This window comes from Bacillus sp. BB51/4, from assembly GCF_008368845.1.
Lineage (GTDB): Bacteria > Bacillota > Bacilli > Bacillales > Bacillaceae_G > Bacillus_A > Bacillus_A wiedmannii.
Genome location: NZ_QOSC01000009.1, coordinates 457,743 through 479,435, shown reverse-complemented (window position 1 = coordinate 479,435; position 21,693 = coordinate 457,743). Strand labels below are relative to the sequence as shown.

At 36.8% G+C, this 21,693-nt stretch carries 19 protein-coding genes; 16 read left to right on the top strand and 3 right to left on the bottom strand.

Annotated elements, in window-relative coordinates:
- Window positions 1–126: 126 nt before the first annotated feature.
- From DN392_RS13700 to DN392_RS13690, 3 genes are all read left to right on the top strand, one after another.
- Window positions 127–2,226 (top strand): vWA domain-containing protein, encoded by a 2,100-nt coding sequence (locus DN392_RS13700; RefSeq protein ID WP_064471126.1) that lies wholly within the window; start codon window positions 127–129, stop codon window positions 2,224–2,226.
- Window positions 2,227–2,299: 73 nt separating this feature from the next.
- Window positions 2,300–5,662 (top strand): tubulin-like doman-containing protein, encoded by a 3,363-nt coding sequence (locus tag DN392_RS13695; RefSeq protein ID WP_088321563.1) that lies wholly within the window; start codon window positions 2,300–2,302, stop codon window positions 5,660–5,662.
- A 57-nt stretch (window positions 5,663–5,719) separates the two neighbouring features.
- Window positions 5,720–5,854: a hypothetical protein gene (locus DN392_RS13690; RefSeq protein WP_001116178.1), complete on the top strand. Its 135-nt coding sequence runs from the start codon at window positions 5,720–5,722 to the stop codon at window positions 5,852–5,854.
- A 78-nt stretch (window positions 5,855–5,932) separates the two neighbouring features.
- Here DN392_RS13690 and DN392_RS13685 read toward each other — a convergent pair whose 3' ends face one another.
- The 3 genes from DN392_RS13685 to DN392_RS13675 are packed head-to-tail and all read right to left on the bottom strand — an operon-like array spanning window position 5,933 to window position 9,702.
- Window positions 5,933–7,069 carry a Ger(x)C family spore germination protein gene (locus DN392_RS13685; RefSeq protein ID WP_001252183.1) on the bottom strand — a complete coding sequence of 379 codons (1,137 nt, stop codon included), beginning with the start codon at window positions 7,067–7,069 and terminating at the stop codon, window positions 5,933–5,935.
- Window positions 7,070–8,167 carry an endospore germination permease gene (locus tag DN392_RS13680; protein ID WP_000166511.1) on the bottom strand — a complete coding sequence of 366 codons (1,098 nt, stop codon included), beginning with the start codon at window positions 8,165–8,167 and terminating at the stop codon, window positions 7,070–7,072.
- Window positions 8,164–9,702, bottom strand: a complete 1,539-nt coding sequence (locus DN392_RS13675; RefSeq protein WP_000534527.1) for a spore germination protein — start codon at window positions 9,700–9,702, stop codon at window positions 8,164–8,166. The genes DN392_RS13680 and DN392_RS13675 overlap by 4 nt, the downstream gene beginning before the upstream one ends.
- A gap of 296 nt (window positions 9,703–9,998) precedes the next feature.
- Here DN392_RS13675 and fdhF point away from each other — a divergent pair, with 296 nt between their 5' ends.
- From fdhF to DN392_RS13610, 13 genes are all read left to right on the top strand, one after another.
- Window positions 9,999–12,938 (top strand): formate dehydrogenase subunit alpha, encoded by a 2,940-nt coding sequence (gene fdhF, locus DN392_RS13670; RefSeq protein ID WP_001063660.1) that lies wholly within the window; start codon window positions 9,999–10,001, stop codon window positions 12,936–12,938.
- Between the two features lie 12 nt (window positions 12,939–12,950).
- Window positions 12,951–13,433: a helical membrane plugin domain-containing protein gene (locus tag DN392_RS13665; protein ID WP_000729894.1), complete on the top strand. Its 483-nt coding sequence runs from the start codon at window positions 12,951–12,953 to the stop codon at window positions 13,431–13,433.
- 115 nt (window positions 13,434–13,548) lie between these two features.
- Window positions 13,549–13,893 (top strand): Na-translocating system protein MpsC family protein, encoded by a 345-nt coding sequence (locus tag DN392_RS13660; protein WP_000039582.1) that lies wholly within the window; start codon window positions 13,549–13,551, stop codon window positions 13,891–13,893.
- 16 nt (window positions 13,894–13,909) lie between these two features.
- Entirely contained in the window at window positions 13,910–14,707 is a 798-nt protein-coding gene (gene fdhD, locus DN392_RS13655) for a formate dehydrogenase accessory sulfurtransferase FdhD (protein ID WP_001068303.1), read from the top strand.
- Window positions 14,708–14,727: 20 nt separating this feature from the next.
- Entirely contained in the window at window positions 14,728–15,744 is a 1,017-nt protein-coding gene (gene moaA / locus DN392_RS13650) for a GTP 3',8-cyclase MoaA (protein WP_000805854.1), read from the top strand.
- Between the two features lie 200 nt (window positions 15,745–15,944).
- Window positions 15,945–16,724 (top strand): formate channel, encoded by a 780-nt coding sequence (locus DN392_RS13645; RefSeq protein WP_002107908.1) that lies wholly within the window; start codon window positions 15,945–15,947, stop codon window positions 16,722–16,724.
- 24 nt (window positions 16,725–16,748) lie between these two features.
- Entirely contained in the window at window positions 16,749–17,765 is a 1,017-nt protein-coding gene (locus DN392_RS13640) for a molybdopterin-synthase adenylyltransferase MoeB (protein ID WP_071743445.1), read from the top strand.
- A gap of 18 nt (window positions 17,766–17,783) precedes the next feature.
- Window positions 17,784–19,091: a molybdopterin molybdotransferase MoeA gene (gene moeA, locus DN392_RS13635; RefSeq protein WP_000442217.1), complete on the top strand. Its 1,308-nt coding sequence runs from the start codon at window positions 17,784–17,786 to the stop codon at window positions 19,089–19,091.
- Entirely contained in the window at window positions 19,072–19,536 is a 465-nt protein-coding gene (gene moaE / locus DN392_RS13630; RefSeq protein ID WP_000529381.1) for a molybdopterin synthase catalytic subunit MoaE, read from the top strand. Before moeA ends, moaE begins: the two co-directional genes overlap by 20 nt.
- A gap of 4 nt (window positions 19,537–19,540) precedes the next feature.
- Window positions 19,541–19,777, top strand: coding sequence for a molybdopterin converting factor subunit 1 (gene moaD, locus DN392_RS13625; RefSeq protein WP_000628506.1), 237 nt, complete (start codon window positions 19,541–19,543; stop codon window positions 19,775–19,777).
- Window positions 19,778–19,837: 60 nt separating this feature from the next.
- A complete protein-coding gene (locus DN392_RS13620; RefSeq protein WP_000632628.1) occupies window positions 19,838–20,887 on the top strand; it encodes a P-loop NTPase in 1,050 nt (349 codons plus the stop codon).
- Between the two features lie 15 nt (window positions 20,888–20,902).
- Window positions 20,903–21,127, top strand: a complete 225-nt coding sequence (locus tag DN392_RS13615) for a hypothetical protein (protein ID WP_000752392.1) — start codon at window positions 20,903–20,905, stop codon at window positions 21,125–21,127.
- A gap of 42 nt (window positions 21,128–21,169) precedes the next feature.
- Window positions 21,170–21,568: a nucleoside triphosphate pyrophosphohydrolase family protein gene (locus DN392_RS13610; protein WP_000367290.1), complete on the top strand. Its 399-nt coding sequence runs from the start codon at window positions 21,170–21,172 to the stop codon at window positions 21,566–21,568.
- The last annotated feature ends 125 nt before the right edge of the window (window positions 21,569–21,693 follow it).

The following is a 21,693-nucleotide window of genomic DNA, read 5'->3' as shown; positions in this document are numbered from 1 at the left end:
TATATATATCTGTTTACATAATAAAGTTATGCTGTGCTAGTTGTCCTAAAATACAAGTCATATATCTTGTATCCTCTCATAAATTTAAACATAGGAATTTGTCTACAAAGGTGGCGAAGCCTCATCATGAAAATTCGAATTTGTGCCACATTCATGTTGTTTCTATTTATATGGTTACATCCTTTTTGGACTTTTGCAAAAGGAGAGGAGGCAAAGGAAAGGGTCGTTTCACTTGTATATGATGATTCGGGCAGCATGAGAAATAACGATCGCTGGAAATATGCCAATTATGCTTTGCAAAGTTTAGTTGCGCTATTAGATGAAAAAGATAAATTCTCTTATGTTCCAATGAGCAAGCCGAATGATCCATTAAACATTTCGTTAACGAAGGATAAGAGACAAACAGAAATTGAGGGAATTGGAGCATGGAAAACGTATTTAAATACTCCGTTTAGCGCAGTAGAGACGGCGATGCAATCTATAAAAAAGGAAGCAGATATAGATGGAAAACGTGAATTTTGGCTTATTGTCTTAACTGACGGGGCATTTAATGATTTAGAGAAAGATAAGGTTGGCGGAAAAGAACAAATTACACAGAAGCTAGCACAGTTTAAGAAAGAAATGGATGCAAAAAAGATATCGTTACATCCAATTTTAATTACGATGGAAGAGGATTTAGGGCAGCAAGAAAAGGCACAACTAAATACGTTTAAAGAAATATGGAAGAAAGAGATAAATGGCGTTACGATGCCATCTAGTGGAGAGGATGGTATTGTAAAAAGCGTCAATCAAGTGGCAGCATTAGTTGCAAATCGTGATCCGTTCTCCTCGGTTGAAACGATTGTAAAAACGAAAGTAGTAGGGAAGAAAGTAGAGATTACAACGCCATTTCCGTTAAAGCGTATGACGCTTGTACGACAATCGCCTTCTTTGTCTAATTATCAGGTCACACAAATTTCTAAACCATTACAATTACAATCTTCTTATTCCATACATGCACCAGGAGAAGCGAAATTGTTCGGAAATATAGTTCATATAAGTACGGAAAATCAGGGAGTTATTAAACCAGGAACTTATACGATAGAAGTGGATCGAGATATTGAGAAAGAAGGATTACAAGTACTAGTTGAACCGGCGCTTAACTATACTGTTTCTACTTATGACAAAGACGATAGTAGTCAAAAAAATGTGGAGAAAATGTACGAAGGTGTTACTGCTGTTATTGAAGCGAAGCCTACGGAATTACCAATTCAGTCTTCATATTTTCAGTCAGAAGTAGAAATAGACGGAAAACAGTACCCGATGAAGTGGGACGATAAAAAACACGTATTTTACTACGAAACGAAGATCGATAAAGGGTTAGTGCGCGGGAAAGTTCATATGAACATAAAGGGGTTTTACAGACAGACGAAGGAATTTAAAATCGAAGTAACTGAAAAACCCAAATTATCATTGCAAACTATTACGAAAGATTATGAGGAAAAAGTAACGAATTTAGAGAATAGTAAACCGTTTATTATACAACCACAGTTAGATGGTAAGCCGATGACAGAAGAAGCTGTAAAGAAACTATTAAAATCTACTGGTGTCACATCTAAACAATCAATCAACTATGAAATAAAACAACAGGATAATCAAATTTACATTTATCCTCGCCCTCATTACTCCGACACATTCAATTTCACAGATACCGGCACCGTAGAAGCTACCATCGTAGTGCAAGATTCAAAATTACAAGAAGTAAAGAAAAATATATCACTTCATATTCAAAATGCACCGTTCTATGAAAAATATGCGCTTATTTTTAAGTTTGTTATTCCTATCACTTTATTATTGTTAGTAGTAGGAATAATCGTTTTAGGATGGATTGCTCGTCCAAGATTTCACCGAAAAGCACTATTGTATTACGAATGGGATCAAGAGGTAGCGAAAGATTGGTTATATCAATCTGAGCCAGAATTACTTAAAAATAAATGGTGGAAGCACTATTTTGGTATTCCATTCCGAGCAGAAAGAAAGACTGTGCAATCCGTTACGTTTATAGCAAAGAAAGGATCGAAATCAATATTTGTAGCGAAAGAGTCACAAGTAGTAGGAATGATTATTGATGGGATGTTTATAACAGAAGATGAGGTTGGAATGGAACATAAGACGCTATATCCAAATGAACTTTTAGTAATTGATAGAGGGTATGGTAAAGAAATTTACAAATATGAGTGTGAATAGTAGGTAGAGAAAAGGAGGGAGTCTTATCTTTCTCTCCTCTTTTCAAACAAGCAAGAATAGGAAGGTGGTTCACATGACGTTACAAGTTCCAACGATATTAATTGGTTTAGGTGGAATCGGTAGTACTGTGACACATCAAATATATGAAAGGCTACCTGAGGAGCGCCGAAAAAAGGTAGCAATGCACGTATTTGATACAGATGTGAATACATTGAGTAAATTTGATCATATTCGAAAGTTTAAGACGCAAACGAGTTCTAGTAAAACGCCAAGAGAGTATATTGCAGGAGATCCAACGATTCCAGAGTGGTTTCCGATGGACCCGACTATACTTGATAAACCACTGACAGAAGGGGCAGGGCAGTTACGTGTCATTTCCCGTTTAGCGTTACGTGCTGCGATGAAAGAAGATAAATTGACGTCCTTTTGGCAAGAAATTGAGAAGATTTTTCCGGTTACAAGTGATCAAACGGAATATGGTGTGCGTGTCATTATCGTAACATCACTAGCGGGCGGAACAGGCTCAGGGATGTTTCTGCAAATTGCATTATATTTACGTGAAATGCTTCGAAAAAAACTGCAGCATCATAACATTTTAATACGTGGTGCGTTTCTAATGCCGGATGTGTTGGTGAAGACGAGAACGGTTAGTGGGAAAGAGTTTGAAACGGTGCAAGCAAATGGTTATGCATCGTTAAAAGAATTACATGCCATTACACTCGGTTCTACTGGAGAATTATCAAAACGTGGCGGAGTGACGATTGAATTAGAATATCGACCTGATCAAGTAGATGAAGACGGAAGAACGAATCATACGATTAAACAACACCATTTACCGTACAATTATTGTTTCTTATACGATTACGAAAATTTACATGGACACCATCTGCATAATTTATCAGATTATATGGAGCAAATGGCAAATACGATTTATTTACAGTTATTTAGTCCGATGTCTGCAAATCATTTTGCGCAGGAAGATAATCAAATTCAGCAATTAGCAGAATCAAGCGGGAAAGGGCGATATTGCGGGGCAGGAACGGCAAAGATTATTTATCCATATGAGCACGTGTTAAAATATTGCGCCTTAAAATGGGCCGTGCAAGGTTTAGATGAATCGTGGCTTCATTTAGATCAACTGTTTCAAGAGAAGAAGCAAAGATATGACCAAGACGTCAAACGCGGGATGCAGCGTGAAAAGCCAGAGCGTGGGAAAAGTTATTTAGAAGACTTAGAACATCTTGCTACTCGCCCAGAACAGGCTCATATTTTCTATAGACAAATGTACAATGAAACGCGTGAAGGAGCAGAAGGTGGTAAGGTTGGTGTTGCGAAATCTAAACAGTTTTTAGAGGCTGTAGAAAGCTATGTACAGCGTACGGTGCAAAAAGACGAGGAATTAAATCGTCTACAGCATGAGTGTAAAATTTCAGCTGCGAAACTGAAAATGATGGAACAAATGAAAGGTGAAGTAGCAAGGGTGGATCATGCAGTTCGTTTATATGCGTATGCGATTCCGAGCCGTGTACATGAACATGTAACGACACTTTTATATGACATGATTGAATCAGACCGTTTTTCACCAAGTGGTTCTGAGGGACAGTCCTATCAATTAAATACATGGTTTTTAAAGAAAACAGATCCTGTTCATCCAGTATCAGCTCGTTTTATGTTGTATGAAATTCGAAAGCAGTTAGTCGAAAAAATGAATCGACTACATGAAAATAATGAACAAAAGCGTAATTTAATTCAAAACTACGATAAGAAATTTAATGTGAGTAATATTGATGGAACGGTAACAGCTGTGCGCCGAGTAGAAATCGCGCAGCAACAAGGCTGGTTTGGGAAAATGATGAATAATCAGCAGCGTTTGTTTAAAAAAGAATTTGAAGATATTGTAACGCAGTACGTACACAAATTAAACGAGTATCGTAAAGAAATGCTATTAGAACTCGTTTATCAATCGCTTTATCAAGCAGTTAATAAAATGATTCAATATTGGGAAAGGTTTTTTGATAATTTACATGAAACGCGTGAAAATTTATTGTTTGAAATTCAAAAACGAAGCAAGGAATTTGAAGGGAAAACAAACCCAACGAATGTATACGTATTAGCTGAAGAGAAGTTGCAAGAAAAGATATGGCAAGATATGCAGCAACATTTAAATTTAGGTGTATTACCGAAAGATATCTCTGCGGAAATTTATATGAGTTTATACGGGGAATATTGCCGAGATGCGAAAACAGAAGAGATTCAATCGAAAAAGGTGGAAGACTTTTATCGTGAGCACATACTAAGTTATTGCTACGATGAATTACAAATACGCTATCGTGATAAATTAGAGCTGAATATCGTTGAGGCGTTACGAAAAGAGGCGGATTATAAGAAGCGTGATCGTGATGAATACGTCCGTGAAAAAATTGAAGACTTGTTCCATTTAGCAAGTCCATTCGTTCCGAAAGTTTCCCATCATAGGGAATTACAATATTGGGGTATACATCCATCTTTAAAGAAAGAACTACAAGAGGAATTAATTCAAGAAATGTTTAAAGAAAAAGATACAGTACATGAAGCTTTTTCGCCATTTGAAGTCATTTGTTATCGTGCGCATTACGGTTTATCGTTGCAAGACTTTCCTAAGCTGTCGTCTGGACATATCGCAAATGGATTTATGAATGATAAAGGTGATTATTTTCAGTCGTACTATCGCCGTGTAAACAAGTTGAATAGTAAAAAATCTAGTTTAACGCCGCATTTAGATAAGTATTGGCACTTACCAGCATTTATGCCAGACTTAAATGCAACGCAAACGAAGTTAGATTACGATAAATGTAATCGCGCTCTACTATACGCGTATATGTATCGCTGGATTAGTTTAGTTGCTGTTGATGGGCAGTTCGTGTATCAATATAACGGCGTTGGACGTAGCTTCTTAATTCAATCGATGGGGAAAAATATTTCAAGCGAAAGTTACAAATTGCATAGAGCGTTGCTTCATAACCCATTTATTTATGAAAACATCTTGTCCAGATTTGAAGAAGAACAAGAAAAAGCTATGATACAGGGCGGACATTTATATACACATCCGTTCGTATTAGGTGCTCAAGATATTAGATGGCTTCGTAAAGAGCATGTCCATAATATTTTAGATATGATTTTAATGTATGACCGTGAGGCGAAATATGATCCAACGTTAGAAGAAACTTCTGATGAATTATTAAGATTATTCCTTGATGAAATTGAGTTGTATTTCCAAAACTATTACGGTACAGGTGCCGATATGGTTGCAAAGAAAGAGAAAGAAATGTTTATTAAACAATTGTGGGATCGTTCGTATGCGAAAGGTTATGTAGATCCAAATAGTGCTCCTTATAAAAAGTGGCAAAATTTATTAAGCGTTCATGATGAAGAGGAAACGCCAAAAACGAATGTATAATGAATGAATAGGGAATCCTTAAAAGTGGTAATACAACTTTAGAAAAGAGGGATTCCGATGCCGTTTTTAGGAAGTGTATATCAAATATTTGGATTGTATCCAGAAATTTATTATGGAATGATTTCAGCCGAACTTGCGGAGCAGCAAAGATTGGAACAGGCGGAAAACGAAGAACCAGAAACAGAAGCGTAACTGTATAGGAAGCTTCAAAATAAAAATGATAACACGCTACTTACTCTTTACACGTATAAGAGCAAGTAGCGTGTTTTTTTATTTAATAATCCCGTTCTCTAAAATTTTAATAGTAGGTGCTACTTTCACATTAGACTTTGAAAAGGCACTCGGCCAATCGTCTTCAACCGTTTTCCATTCTTTATATTGAAATGCTCTCGCATAATCACCAAACCCGAATGGATCAAGTTGCTGTTTTTGAATTTTGTGGATTAAATCGTTTAAATCTTTGTTTAGTTGTTTTGTAATAAGTGAAGTTAATTTCTTTCTACCTTTGTCTATATCCATGTTGAATGTAAGTTCAGATACGGAAACTTTAAAATTCATTGCAATATTAAATTTGAAACGGTTATCGCTATAGCCTGTGTGAATGTCACGATTCATGCTAAGAACATTTATTGTTACGAAGTCGTCGCCGTCTGTATCTTTTAGATGACTATTACTTTCAACTGAATGAGAAGGGATTTTCAGTGTAAGTGAAACGGGTATATTCGCTTTCTTTTGTAATAGAAGAAGAAGGGCACTTTCATATCGATTTAAAGACATTTTATAGATTCCGCGAGAAGTTAATAATGCAGAGCCGGTAACGAGAATATCTTTTTTACCTTTTTTTATTTCTGAGATAGCAGGTGTTATACCTTTATTAAAAGTTTGCCTATGGAATTCATGGAATGTCGTAAACGCGGTTCGATTGTATAGTTTGTTCGTATTAATTAAATCTGTTAAATATTCAGGAAGTGCAGGCTTATCTTTAAAATTATTATATATAACTGAAGAGATTGAACCGTCTACTGCAACCATGCGCATATTTCCAGTATTTTTAGGGTCGCGATACCAAACATCAAGGTAAGGCATAGCTCCTTCTTGTTTTAAAAATTTCGTACTAAATAAAATGAGTTGTAACTTTTCTGTAGATACTAAACCGCTACTTGAACTATTAAATGTTGCTTTTGCTTCTCGAGGGGTATGTACTGTCGCTTCATGAGTTTCGTATTTTTTCTCCACATCTTCATTAAAAATAGGGTTTACGTGGTATACAATTAATTTTCCTTTTGCTTTTGCATCAAACCCGTAAATTAATGAAATGGATTGTTTTTCTAAGTCGAGCCGATCTCCTCCACATCCTGTTAAAAAGGTTATGAGAAAGCAAAATATAGTGAAAATAAAGCGTCTCATTTAAATTTTTCTCCTTTTCCAATGCTGATAAAGTGTCATGTATAAGAGAAATACGACTGGGAATAGAAAAACGATAAAATAACTTGCAGTTCCCCAAAATTCCCGCAATGCACTTATTTGATACGAGGATGGGATATAAAAAAATAAAACGAAAACACACCCGAATAATAAAAACCAAATAGGTAATGAACTCCCTTTTTTGTTAAGTAACTGATTGATTCCATCTGAGGCAGTAAAAATATAAGGAATGCAAGAATCAAAAATAATGAAGAGATAAAATGACAAAAAGATAATTTCAAACCGTTCCAGAAATGAAAAGTGAAATGGTGTAACAAGAGAGAGAGTGGGCCATAAAAACTTAGTTATACCATCTGGGCTAAAATAAACGAAAGAAACGAACGTAACTTGCAGGTAAACGAATAAAGTAATCATATTTGCAATAACGATTCCTTTTTTTGCAGATGATTTATTACTGAGATAAGGATAAAGGACAAATGCAAACTCAAATCCGAGAAAGGCAATAATAGTTGATTTTACTGTGTTGAAAACTGGTAGCCATCCCTCTTTAAGGAGAGGAAGCAGATAAACCCAATGCCCGTCTTTAAGTGGGATAAATAATAGCAATGGCATCCAGAGTGTAAATAAGACAGTAAAAACAGCATAGCGGCTAATAATAAGAACACCTTTACATGCGAGCATAACCATTGGGATAGATAATAACATCATGATTAAAAACATTGGAGATCTAGGTAAAATCCAAATGTGAATAACGTATAAGAGGGAAAAAATTAAGGATACAGCTGCAAGAACAGCATATAAAATCCAAAAAATCATTCCTACTCTTCCTAGCCACTTCCCAAGATAACGAGTTAGCACATCAAGTAAAGTATACCCGGGATGTTTTTCCATAATTTTTACAATACATAGACTGACTAAAGTAGTGATAGCGCATCCTATTATAATAGACATCCAGCCATCTGTATTCGCCCCTTGCGCAACTTCACGTGGCAGTGTAAGTACACCGAACCCTACTTGAACACCACTAATCGTTAAAATGTATTGAAATAAACTAATCTCCCTCTTTGCACGCTTTGTCACTTATCTTCCTCCGTTTCTTCTATATCGCGTTGTCGATTCTCTTGTTTTAAGTTAAGGGATAGTGGTCGTTTCTTCATTAGTTTCCATGGTAAACGTACAAGAATGTCTTTTAAATCCGAAGCAAATGACGGAGAAAAAGGACTACCATAAGGAACACCAAGTGATTCCATAGAAAGAATATGGATGATGATAACTGCCATCCCGACCATAATTCCAATGACCCCAAACAAAGAAGCGGTTATCATCATTGGAAAGCGAAGAAGCCGAATTCCTGCTGACATTTCCATGTTAGGGATGATAAAAGAAGCGACTGCAGTAATAGATACGACGATAACCATAACATTACTTACTATTCCTGCTTGGACAGCAGCTTGTCCAATGACAATCCCTCCTACGACGCCAATCGTTTGTCCAACGGGACCAGGAAGCCGAACCGCAGCTTCGCGGAGCATTTCAAGTACTAGTTCCATCAAAAGTGCTTCTAATATAGGGGGGAAAGGAATTTTAGCTCGAGATTCTCCAATTGTTAACAATAATTTAAGTGGAATCACTTCATAATGAAAGGAAATCATAGCAATATAAAGAGCTGGAGCAAATATTGCAATAAATAGTCCGGTAAAACGAAGTAGTCGTATGAAAGATGGAATCATTGGCCGGAAGCTGTAATCATCTATCGTCTGAAAAAAAGATGAAAAGGTCATAGGTCCAATTAATACGCCGGGTGAGCGGTCTACAATAACAGCAATTCGTCCATCCAAAATGTGATGGGCCGTTGTATCAGGGCGTTCGGTTATTGATAATTGCGGAAAGAGAGTATAGGAATTATCTTCAACAAACCCTTCTAATTCTCCGGTAGTAATAATGGCATCCACTTTGATTGATTCGATGCGGCATGCCATTTCTTGTACAACGTCTTCGTTTGCAACGTCTGCTAAGTACAGCAAAAAAACCTTTGAAGTAGCTCGTTCACCAACAGTGAATTCCTTCACTTTCAATTCGCGATTTGGAATATATCGACGAATAAGTGCAAGACTGTCGCTCGCTACTTCATTAAATCCTTCGTGTGAGCTTTTTATGGCAGTTTCTGTTGTAGGTTCTTCAATACTTCTTTTTGGCGCCGATTGCGTATCTAGTTCTAACGCTGTAAGTTGTCCATTTATAAATAAAATGCTTTTACCATGTAAAAGGGACTGTTCAATGTCTGACCACTGCTGAACTTTCTTTATATTCCCGACTGTAACTGAGGATTCCCAACAATTATCTTCATTCCACTCTTTAAATAGGAGAGGGCGAAGAATATCAATGTTAATAACAGTTTTGTCTACAAGTCCTTCCATATATATAATTGCAGCTACTTTTCCGTTTTTTAACGGAAAAGTACGTGTAATTAATTCTGGAATACCGCTAAAGAGTTTGGACAAGTGCTTTAGATTAAGGGAAAGAGAGGAAGAGATAGATTTATTTAAAAGGTGATCAGCTTGTTCTTGTGCAGAGAATGAGTTTTCACCACGTATCCATTTATTAAAAGACCCCATTTGTTCGCTTACTCCTTGTTATGTTTTATATGGGTTATTATGGATAGTTCCATGCGGACATATGCGTAGTTTAAATTTTATATTGTATATTTTTAGCTTTAACGCTATAATTACAGTGTTAAAGATGGAATCGTGATATGATCTGTTATGAATCTATCGTTTTATTTATGAATAAATGGATTGGTATTTTAGCAAGATGTGCTAATAAACTACTCCACCATGATAATAACGTGCCGAAATGTGGTGCGTATATTTTCGTGGTGGAGTTTTTTTATTCTCAAAAAGGGGGAAAGACCATGAATAACAACATGGTTCATATTACAATTGACGGAAAAAAGTATACAGCGGAGCCTGGTTCAACGATATTGGGTGTTATTAATGAGAACGGGATTGAACATCCGCAAATTTGTTACGTGCCAGAAGTAGATCCTATTCAAACATGTGACACTTGTATTGTAGAGGTTGACGGAAAGTTAGTGCGCTCTTGTTCGGCAGTAGTGACAGAAGGTATGAACATTGAACGTAATTCTGCTCATGCCAAAGAAGCACAAACAGAGGCAATGGATCGGTTACTAGAAAATCATTTATTATACTGTACAGTATGTGACAACAACAATGGGAACTGTAAACTGCATAATACAGCAGAATTAATGGAAATTGAACATCAAAAATATCCTTATGAACCAAAAGTAGATGCAAGTGAAGTTGATATGACGCATCCGTTTTATCGCTACGATCCTAATCAATGTATTGCATGCGGTCAATGTGTTGAGGTGTGTCAAAACTTACAAGTAAATGAAACGTTATCGATAGACTGGGAAGCGGAACGCCCACGAGTTATTTGGGATGAAGGAGTAAATATTAATGATTCTTCATGCGTGAGCTGTGGTCAATGTGTAACCATTTGTCCTTGTAACGCTTTAATGGAGAAAACGATGCTCGGTGAAGCTGGATTTATGACGGGATTAAAACCGGATATTCTTGAACCGATGGTAGATTTAATTAAAGAAGTTGAGCCTGGATATAGCGGCATTTTTGCGGTATCAGAAGTGGAAGCGGCCATGCGTGATACTCGTACGAAGAAAACGAAAACAGTATGTACATTTTGTGGTGTAGGTTGTTCATTTGAAGTGTGGACGAAAGGGCGTAAAATCCTTAAAGTACAGCCTTCTTCTGATGCGCCAGTTAACGCAATTTCTACTTGTGTAAAAGGAAAATTCGGTTGGGATTTCGTAAATTCTAAAGAAAGAATTACAAAACCTTTAATTCGTAAAAATGGAACGTTTGTTGAATCTACATGGGAAGAAGCACTAAATGTAGTTGCAAGTAAATTAGGATCTATTAAAGAAGAATACGGTAAAGATGCTGTCGGTTTTATTTCTTCATCTAAAATTACGAATGAAGACAATTATGTAATTCAGAAGTTAGCTCGACAAGTATTTGAAACGAATAATATTGATAACTGCTCACGTTATTGTCAATCGCCAGCGACAGACGGATTATTCCGTACAATTGGTATGGGCGGAGATGCTGGAACGATTAAAGATATTGCAAAATCCGGTCTTGTTATTATTGTAGGTTGTAATCCGACAGAAGGTCATCCTGTTTTAGCTACACGTATTAAACGTGCGCATAAATTACACGGACAAAAATTAATTGTGGCTGATCTTCGTAAAACAGAAATGGCAGAGCGTTCAGACGTCTTTATTAGTCCAAAACAAGGAACAGATCAAGTATGGTTAATGGCTGTTACGAAATATATGATTGACCAAGGCTGGCACGATCAACGATTTATTGATGAGAATGTAAACTTCTTTGAAGATTTCAAAGAGAGTCTGAAAGAATATACACTTGAATATGCAGAAGAAATGACTGGTATTTCTAAAGAAACACTTATTCAAATGGCTGAAATGATTCGTGATGCAGATGGTACATGTATCCTTTGGGGTATGGGAGTAACGCAAAATACAGGTGGATCTGATACTTCCGCTGCGATTTCAAACTTACTTCTTGCAACAGGTAATTATCGTCGTCCAGGTGCTGGTGCATATCCACTTCGAGGTCATAATAATGTACAAGGTGCTTGTGATATGGGTACTTTACCAGGATGGCTCCCAGGATATCAGCACGTTACGAACGATATGGAACGTGCGAAATTTGAAATGGCTTACGGAGTGAAAATTAATAGTAAACCAGGTCTTAATAATATTGAAATGCTTCACGCAATTGACGAAGGGAAAATGAAAGCTATGTATCTTGTCGGAGAGGATATGGCTCTTGTAGACTCTAATGCGAACCATGTACATGAAGTGTTATCGAGCCTTGATTTCTTCGTTGTACAAGATGTTTTCTTATCTAAAACTGCTCAATATGCAGATGTTGTATTACCGGCAGCGCCATCTCTTGAGAAAGAAGGTACTTTCACAAATACAGAACGCCGTGTACAAAGACTATATCAAGTTCTTCCTACACTTGGAGATGCGAAGCCAGACTGGTGGATCGTGCAAGAAGTTGCGAATAAATTAGGTGCAAACTGGAGTTATAGTCATCCAAGTGAAATTTTTGCTGAAATGGCAAGTTTATCACCACTATTCTCACAAGCAAACTATGAAGTACTTGAAGGATGGAATAGTTTCCATTGGGGAAGTTTCGATGGCACGAATACGCCGCTTCTGTTCCAAGATGGATTTAACTTCCCGGATAAAAAGGCTCGTTTTGCGATTGCTGACTGGGTACGTCCAGCTGAATTCCCAGCGGAGTTCGATCTTCACATTAATAACGGTCGTATGCTTGAGCATTTCCATGAAGGGAATATGACAAATAAATCAACAGGTATTCAAACGAAAGTACCTGGTGTGTTTGTTGAAATTTCTCCAGCACTTGCAAAAGAACGTGGAGTGAAAACAGGTTCATTAGTTCGTCTTGTCTCTCCTTATGGAGCATTAAAATTACGTGCACTTGTAACAGACCGTGTAAAAGCGAATGAGTTATATTTACCGATGAACTCTACAGATAATGAAACAGCAATTAATTTCTTAACAGGTCCTGCTGTGGACGTACGTACGAACACACCTGCTTATAAACAGACGAAAGTGCGTATGGAAGTGCTAGAAGTTGATGGCGCAAATCCGATGCCAAAAGCGAACCCGCGTAACAAAAAACGTCATCCTCAAGCTGGTATTGAGGTGAATCGTAAGTGGGCACGTCCAGGGTATGTGCATTTAACGGATAAGTAGGAGGAGAAAAATATGGCTGCACCTATAAAAATGATTCAAAAACAAGAATTAACTGAGGAAGAAATAAAACAGCAAAAATTAGATGATTTAAAAGAGCTCCTAGCTAATAATGAAGAAGCTTTAAATCAAATGTTTAATATTGTTGGGGAATTAAATGACATCGGAATGCTAGAAGCTGCAAATTCTATGCTAAAGGCGAAAGAACCAATCGCAAAGATTGTTCTTGGCCAAGTGACTCGTGAGCCTGTTACAAATTTAATTAATAATATGATGGGTGCTGCGGGTGCTTTAACAGAACTTGATCCGGAACTTACGAAAAAGCTTATAGGTAGCTTATTAGTAGGACTAGAAGAAGGAAATGAACATCTAGAGAGTAACAAAAAAGTAGGGGTATTCGATCTTATGAAAGTATTGAAAGACCCAGACATTAACCGTGCTATCGGGTTTGGACTTCATTTCTTAAAAGGTATGGGGAAAGGGTTAAAAGACGAATAAACTTCATGAAGTGAACCTTTTCGCCCAAATGTTTGTACGAAATAGTTTGGGCGGAAGGATCATTTTGGTAAAATATATAATAAAGTAAAATGAGGCTTTTGGGAGGTATAATTGTATGTCAAAAAAAGTACATGAATTTAATGATATGATACGAAAACTTCGAAAAGAACTTTTCGGAAAAGGGCCAGAAAGAATTCATACTGTATTTGCTGAAAATATGGCGATTGCGACCCTTTATGGAAACTTAACACCTACTGAAAAATTCATTTCAAGTACGATGGACGGTGCGGAAATGGTTCATATGGCTAGAACGAAAATGATTCAAGAAGTGTATGCTGCGAATTCCCGTGAACACTTGGAGGAACTTGTTGGAGCGAAATTAGTGAATTTATTTTCAGATATGAAAGTAGAAGAGGATATTGCAGTTTCGGTATTTGTTTTTGATAAAAATATAACGTGAGAGAAGGATACTGATCGTGAACCCGATACAGGTAGAAAGAGAAATCTTTCGTTATGAACATGGGGCGTTTAAACATATAGAGGACAGTATTGTAACAGAGTTTCCAGTCACGATTAAAATGAACGGACAGGAGTTTGTTACAATGGTTAGTACTCCAGAATATATAGAAGATATGGTAATAGGCTTCTTAGCATCTGAAGGAATCATTCGGAAGTATGAAGAGATTGATGACATATGGGTACAAGAGAAAGAAGGATTTGTACATGTCACGACGGCAAAAGTGAATCCATATTACGAACAAATGCAAAATAAACGATATATTACTTCATGCTGTGGTATGAGTAGACAAGGGTTTGTTTTTGCGAATGATGCACTAAGCGCAAAGAAAATGAATGGAGTCCATGTACAGGTTGCTGCAGAAGACTGTTTTCGATTAATGAAAGAAATGCAGCAATCTGCGGAGACGTTTCGTCATACAGGTGGCGTTCATAATGCAGCTTTGTGTGATGTGAATGGTATTATTTTAAGCCGAATGGATATCGGTAGACATAATGCATTAGATAAAATTTACGGTTATTGCTTAAAAAATAATATTTCTATAAAAGATAAAATCATTGTTTTTAGTGGTCGTATTTCTTCGGAAATATTATTGAAGGTTGCAAAGATTGGTTGTGAAATTATACTGTCAAAATCAGCTCCAACTGAGTTGGCTTTGCAGCTAGCAGAAGAACTAGGTATTACTACGATAGGGTTTATTCGGAATGAATCCTTAAATGTATATACCCATCCAGAGCGTGTTATAAATATAAAATAAGTAAAAGCGAGGCAATAAAGATGAAACCTGTCACATTAGACAAACTACAACGCCCTTTAAAGGATTTACGTATTTCTGTTACTGATCGCTGTAATTTTCGCTGTCGCTATTGTATGCCAGAAGAAATATTTGGTCCGGATTATTCGTTTTTGTCTAATGATAAAATTTTATCTTTTGATGAGATTGAAAGGATAACACGTATTTTTGTTTCTTTAGGTGTAAGAAAGTTACGAATTACGGGCGGAGAACCGTTACTTCGAAGAGGTCTTCCGCAGCTTATTGAGCGCCTTAATAAAATAGATGGTGTGGAGGATATCGGTTTAACAACCAATGGATCACTACTGAAAAAGTTTGCTCCTGATTTATATAAGGCGGGTTTATCACGTGTGACAGTTAGTTTAGATTCCTTAGAAGAAGATCGGTTTTTCTATTTGAATGGTAATAGAAGCAAAGTGCAAAGGGTCCTGGAAGGAATACAGGCTGCAGCTGAAGTTGGTATGAAAATTAAAATTAACATGGTCGTTCAAAAAGGGAAAAATGAACAAGATATTTTGCAGATGGCGCAATACTTTAAGGAAAATAAGCATATTCTTCGTTTTATTGAGTATATGGACGTTGGGAATTATAACGGTTGGGAATTAAGAGAGGTCGTCTCGAAACAAGAAATAGTAGATGCCATTCATCAAGTTATGCCATTAGAACGGATAGAAGCAAATTATGCAGGTGAAGTTGCGACTCGCTATCGTTATATTGGAAGTGATGAAGAAATAGGTATTATTTCATCAGTAACAGATTCCTTCTGTTCATCATGTACGAGAGCACGTATTTCTGCAGAAGGAAAATTATATACTTGTTTGTTCGCTTCTAAAGGAAATGACTTGAGAGAACTACTTCGATCTGGATACACTGACGAGGAAATAACATATATCGTACGCGATATATGGAACAATCGAGAAGATCGGTATTCAGATGAACGCTTAAATAATACAAGTAAAAAAAGAATACCTAAAATTGAAATGTCACATATTGGTGGTTGATATATAAAAGTGACGCTTTGAGGAAGTATATACAAAATGGAAAGTATGCAACGTTTGTAGATTTTCTATTTTATAGTAAAAGTGATGATTGATATCTCTGTAAAAGATGTGCAGAGAAATTAAGCAGCATTCAAAAACCTTTATTTTGAGGAGGTTTTTTGAAGCTGCTTTTTTATTTGGAGAAAATGGAGGAATTAGTAATGGCATTTCATAAACCGGAACAAATTGCTGAGCTTGTAATTGAGGCCGGTGTTCAAAAAGTAAGTCAGACGTTGCCAGCAATGCTTATTCTCGGTTTTTTAGGAGGAGCGTTTATTTCGCTCGGTTTTTTACTTAACATTCGCGTTTTAGGTAACTTACCAGAGCGCTGGGGTAGTTTGGTCAATGTTTTAGGAGGAGCGGTTTTTCCTGTTGGATTAATGCTCGTCGTATTAGCAGGAGGTGAATTAATTACCGGAAATATGATGTCACTTTCTATGGCGCTTTATGCAAAGAAAATTACATTGGTAAGTGTACTAAATAACTGGGTTTGGATTACTTTCATGAATTTCGTGGGAGCTATTTTTGTTGCGTATTGTTTCGGTCATCTTGGCGGATTAACAGAGGGAGATTATTTAAATAAAACGGTAGCGATAGCAGAAGGAAAGTTACATGAAACGTTTGGGAGAACTTTAATTTTAGCGATTGGATGTAATTGGCTCGTTTGTCTTGCGCTTTGGCTCGCTTATGGGACGAGTGATTTTGTCGGGAAAATAATCGGAATTTGGATTCCAATTATGGCATTTGTAGTGATTGGATTTCAGCAAGTGGTAGCAAATATGTTTGTTATTTCAGCAGTTATTTTTGCAGGTCATCTGACGTGGATGGATCTTGCTAGAAATTTTGTTCCTGTTTTTATCGGAAATGTAATTGGGGGAGCTGGATTTGTTGGATTTGCTTATTTTGCTTGTTATCAAAAACAACATTCTAATATGAAATAGAGTTCGTGAGAGGAAGGATATGTAATGGCTGAGCGGTATTCACGACAACAGTTGTTCAAACCAATTGGGAGTAGAGGGCAAGAAAAAATTCGAAATAAACATGTGTTAATTGTAGGAGCAGGCGCATTAGGAAGTGCAAGTGCCGAAAGTTTCGTACGTGCAGGGATTGGCAAATTGACGATTATTGATCGTGATTACGTTGAATGGAGTAATTTACAAAGGCAACAACTGTACTCTGAACAAGATGTGAGAGAGAAAATGCCGAAAGCAATCGCTGCTAAAAATCGGCTAGAACAAATTAATTCGGAAGTACAAATACATGCTTTCATAATGGATGCAGTTGCAGAAAATATGGAGGACCTATTAAAAAATGTAGATGTAATAATTGATGCAACAGATAATTTTGATATTCGATTTATAATAAATGACTTATCACAAAAACATAATATCCCGTGGGTATATGGTTCTTGCGTTGGATCGTACGGTATGAGTTATACGGTTATTCCGCAAGAGACACCGTGTTTACATTGTGTGCTGAAGAACGTTCCTGTTACAGGTGTGACATGTGATACCGCTGGAATTATTAGCCCGACTGTTCAAATCGTCGCAGCATATCAAGTGGCGGAAGCACTCAAAATTTTAGTCAGAGATTTCTCAGCAATTAGAAAAACATTTTTCATGTTTGATATATGGAGTAATCAAAACCATTTTATAAAACTAGGGAAAATCAAAACAGACGATTGCCCCTCGTGCGGTTTGAATCGAACTTATCCTTATTTATCATACGAACACCAAACGAAGGTGGCTGTTTTATGCGGAAGAAATACAGTGCAAATTAGGCCGATAGAAAATAGGAAGTACGATTTTGACGATATAGAAAAAGTATTAAAAAAACTGGGGGAAGTAGAGCGGAATCCGTATTTACTATCTTGCCAACTAGATGATTACCGCGTCGTTATTTTTCGAGATGGTCGTGTTTTCATTCATGGTACAAATGATATTTCGAAAGCGAAACAATTATATTATCGCGTATTCGGTTAATAGAAAGGGTTGTCAATAATGGAAAGAAGAGTGCCAATTACGGTTGAAGAAGCTGTTCGTAAAGTAATGGGATTTGCTAGTAACGGCTTAAAGGAACTACTACCTATTGAATTAGCTTACGGACGTATATTAGCGGAGGATTTAGTAGCTGACCATGATGTACCTTCATTCAATCGTTCACCGTATGATGGGTTTGCTATTAGAGCAGAAGATACGAATTTAGCGGGTTATGAAACGCCAATTGTATTTAAAGTAGTTGGTGAAATTGGCGCAGGATCGCTATTCGATGAGAAAGTAGGTCCGTTTCAAGCGGTTCGAATTATGACGGGAGCACAAATTCCGAATGGGTGTGATGCGGTTGTTATGTTAGAGCTGACTCGTCAATATGAGGAAGCTGGCAACAATTATATGGAAGTGAAGCGATCGTTCAAAGCGGGCGACAATATTTCTTTTCAAGGTGAAGATGCTCGTAAAGGAACGGTTCTTGCAAAAAAAGGATCATACATTCATCCAGGGATTTCAGCTCTTCTTGCTACGTTCGGATATAGTGAGGTACCAGTGGCGAGAAAGCCTGTAATTGGATTGTTAGCGACTGGTAGTGAATTACTGGATGTAAATGATTCGTTACAGCCAGGGAAAATCCGAAATAGTAATACGTATATGATATTGTCTCAAATTCGAAGAGCGGGCGGCAGAGTAAAATATTTTGGGAAGTTTAGCGATGATTTTCATACATGTTTCACAGCTGTAAAAGAAGCGTTAAGCCAAGTGGATATGCTCATTACAACAGGCGGTGTATCAGTAGGGGATTACGATTATTTACCAGCTATTTACGAAAAGTTAGGTGCATCGGTTCTTTTCAATAAAGTTGCAATGCGGCCAGGAAGTGTTACGACTGTAGCGCAATTAAATGGCAAGTTATTATTTGGTTTATCAGGAAATCCATCTGCTTGTTACGTAGGATTTGAATTATTTGTAAGACCGTGTATTCGGACGTATATGTTTAGTGAAAAAGCACATGTAAAAAGAGAAAAAGCGTTATTAGGAGAAGATTTTTTAAAACCAAATCCATTTACAAGATTTGTGCGAGCAAAACTGACATATAACGAAGGGCAATTAATTGCTTATCCGTCAGGGTTTGATAAATCTAGCTCGGTTTCTTCTCTAGCAGAGACAAATATATTTATTGTACTTCCAGGTGGTACGAGAGGTTATAAAAAAGATATGTTCGTAGATGTTCTCTTGCTGGAAGATAACGAAGGTAGTGAATGGCCTTGGGCATTTTATAAAGTGAGAGGTGTTTCTAATGGGACAAGCGCTATTTGAGATTGTAGATATACCGATTGTAGTTGAAGAAGTAACGAATAAAGTCGCAAGAAGAGAAGCAGGTGCAATTACAACTTTTATTGGTACGGTGAGAGAGTTAACAAAAGGAAAACGAACATTACATTTAGAGTATGAAGCATATAAACCGATGGCAGTAAAACAACTTACGAAAATTGGTGAAGAAATGAATGGAAAATGGCCGGATGCAAAAGTAGCAATTACGCACCGAGTAGGGCGGTTAGAAATCATGGATATTGCGGTCGTTATTGCAGTTTCATCACCGCATCGTAAAGTAGCGTATGAAGCGAATGAATACGCGATTGAACGTATAAAACGAATCGTCCCAATTTGGAAAAAAGAATTTTGGGAAGATGGAACGATGTGGATTGGAGATCAACTTGAAAATACGGCATATCCGGATGGAAAACCGAAGAAGGAAGAATGAGAAGATGATTACAATTTTATTGTTCGCAAATTTACGTGAGGAAGTCGGATCGAATCGACTAGTAATTTTAGAAAAGCAAGAAATGACAGTTCAGCAATTAAAAGAATGGCTCAAAGCAAGCTATTGCTTACAATCGTTTGATAGAGTGATGGTGGCTGTTAATGAAGAGTTTGTAACGGATGAAGAGATGATAAAAGCTGGAGATATAGTCGCATTAATCCCGCCCGTTAGTGGGGGATAATAAGCTTTTTCGCCAAGAAGATGTTGTATATAAATTCGAATACGAGAAGGGATGAGTTCTATGATTACTCAAGAACAAATAATGAACGCATTAAAACATGTAGAGGATCCGGAGTTACACAAAAGTATTGTAGAATTAAATATGGTTAGAAATATACAAATGAATGGAACAGAGGTTAAACTTGAAGTAGTGCTAACGATTCAAGGTTGTCCATTAAAGGCAAAAATTCAACAAGATGTGGAAGAGTCTCTTCAGGCAATTGGTGCATCTAAAGTAGATTTGACATTTGGTTCTATGACACAAGAAGAACGAGCTGCGCTAACAGAGAAATTAAAGAAAAATAGTAGAACAGAAACTGGTATGCCGAGCATGCTTCACCGTGATTCAGGGGTACGATTTATTACTGTAACGAGCGGTAAAGGTGGAGTTGGAAAATCAACGGTGACAATTAACCTTGCAACTGCTTTAGCTCGTATGGGCAAAAAAGTGGGGATATTAGATGCAGATATATATGGTTTTAGCATTCCAGCTATGATGGAAACGAATCAAAAACCGACGATGATTGATCAAACAGCAATTCCGGTTGTTAGTCACGGTGTTAAAATTATGTCGATGGGATTTTTTACGGAAGGAAATAACCCAGTTATGTGGCGCGGACCGATGTTAAATAAATGGATTCAAAATTTCCTCGCGAATACGCACTGGGGAGAATTAGATTATTTACTTCTTGATTTACCACCTGGCACAGGAGATGTAGCTATTGATGTTGCAGCAATGATCCCGCAGGCGCAAGAAATTATCGTTACAACACCACACAATGTAGCTTCATTCGTAGCATCTAGAGTAGGTGTTATGGCAAAACATACGAAACACGAGATTTTAGGGATTGTAGAAAATATGGCTTATTATGAAGAACAAGATGGATCGAAAAATTATCTCTTCGGAAAAGGTGGCGGCGAAATGCTTGCAGAACAATTGCAAACAGAAGTGATTGCACAAATACCTTTTGCAAAACGAGAAGAAAATAACGGTTCATCTGTATATGATGAAGAGTCTCTTGTAGGAGAAGTGTTTACATCGTTAGCGGAGGATATTATTTATAGAGGATAGAGGGGGAAGTTTAGTATGGCGTGTAATATCGATCATTCTATGGAAGATGTAATGAATAAGCTTGAAAGTCAAAAGAGTTTTTTGCCTAAAGAGATTTTTACAGGATTGAAGGGATTTTTGCAAGGTAATCATTCACAGGAAATATTAAATGATATCTTTCATCTTTTAAAAAAGTATGACTTAGTTAGTAAAGAAGAACGAGAGATGAGAAATATTCAATTATTGCTGATTATAAAATAAATACGCTTTGGCTTTTGTTTTTTTGCAGAAGGGGTGAATGTAATGGATATGAAAAAGATGATTGAAACGATAGAAGCAACTAAAGTGACTGACGAAGAATTATCGATTTCTACTTTACATCAAAAGCTTGTGAAGTTGTATAGTCAAAAAGATAGTGCGGAGTATACGGAGATATTAAAATATATTTTATCATTATCCGTGCAGCTGAAGCTGAATCTCGTATTGAAATATTTTGGTGTGCGTCCGGTTGTTGCTGCAGATGAACGTATGCAATTTCAAGAGATATTTAAATGTTTAGCTAAGAAAGATGATAATGGGGAATGGTTTCTAAATTTCGTTTCTTTATATGTAGGACTAATTGTAGTTCTTCATTTTGATGAAAAAGAGATTGAGAGAAGTTTTTTCGATGATATGGTAGTGGATGAAGGGAATGCAATATAAGATTCTGCTTATAACATCTTTCTATTTAATTGCTTTAACTGCGATTTTAGTTCATTATTTAAATATAAAGGTAACTAATTAATAAAAAGTGTTCTTCAGTTGTTTCCATCGTTTTTTCATGTTAC

Excerpts from the sequence above, each read along its gene's own strand:
- DN392_RS13675 (WP_000534527.1), bottom strand. The coding sequence starts at position 9,702 with ATGGGGTCTTTTAATAAATGGATACGTGGTGAAAACTCATTCTCTGCA.
- DN392_RS13620 (WP_000632628.1), top strand. The coding sequence starts at position 19,838 with ATGATTACTCAAGAACAAATAATGAACGCATTAAAACATGTAGAGGAT.
- moaE (WP_000529381.1), top strand. The coding sequence starts at position 19,072 with ATGGGACAAGCGCTATTTGAGATTGTAGATATACCGATTGTAGTTGAA.
- moaD (WP_000628506.1), top strand. The coding sequence starts at position 19,541 with ATGATTACAATTTTATTGTTCGCAAATTTACGTGAGGAAGTCGGATCG.
- DN392_RS13695 (WP_088321563.1), top strand. The coding sequence starts at position 2,300 with ATGACGTTACAAGTTCCAACGATATTAATTGGTTTAGGTGGAATCGGT.
- DN392_RS13615 (WP_000752392.1), top strand. The coding sequence starts at position 20,903 with ATGGCGTGTAATATCGATCATTCTATGGAAGATGTAATGAATAAGCTT.
- moeA (WP_000442217.1), top strand. The coding sequence starts at position 17,784 with ATGGAAAGAAGAGTGCCAATTACGGTTGAAGAAGCTGTTCGTAAAGTA.
- moaA (WP_000805854.1), top strand. The coding sequence starts at position 14,728 with ATGAAACCTGTCACATTAGACAAACTACAACGCCCTTTAAAGGATTTA.
- DN392_RS13685 (WP_001252183.1), bottom strand. The coding sequence starts at position 7,069 with ATGAGACGCTTTATTTTCACTATATTTTGCTTTCTCATAACCTTTTTA.
- DN392_RS13660 (WP_000039582.1), top strand. The coding sequence starts at position 13,549 with ATGTCAAAAAAAGTACATGAATTTAATGATATGATACGAAAACTTCGA.
- DN392_RS13700 (WP_064471126.1), top strand. The coding sequence starts at position 127 with ATGAAAATTCGAATTTGTGCCACATTCATGTTGTTTCTATTTATATGG.
- DN392_RS13690 (WP_001116178.1), top strand. The coding sequence starts at position 5,720 with ATGCCGTTTTTAGGAAGTGTATATCAAATATTTGGATTGTATCCAGAA.
- fdhF (WP_001063660.1), top strand. The coding sequence starts at position 9,999 with ATGAATAACAACATGGTTCATATTACAATTGACGGAAAAAAGTATACA.
- DN392_RS13665 (WP_000729894.1), top strand. The coding sequence starts at position 12,951 with ATGGCTGCACCTATAAAAATGATTCAAAAACAAGAATTAACTGAGGAA.
- DN392_RS13640 (WP_071743445.1), top strand. The coding sequence starts at position 16,749 with ATGGCTGAGCGGTATTCACGACAACAGTTGTTCAAACCAATTGGGAGT.
- DN392_RS13645 (WP_002107908.1), top strand. The coding sequence starts at position 15,945 with ATGGCATTTCATAAACCGGAACAAATTGCTGAGCTTGTAATTGAGGCC.
- DN392_RS13610 (WP_000367290.1), top strand. The coding sequence starts at position 21,170 with ATGGATATGAAAAAGATGATTGAAACGATAGAAGCAACTAAAGTGACT.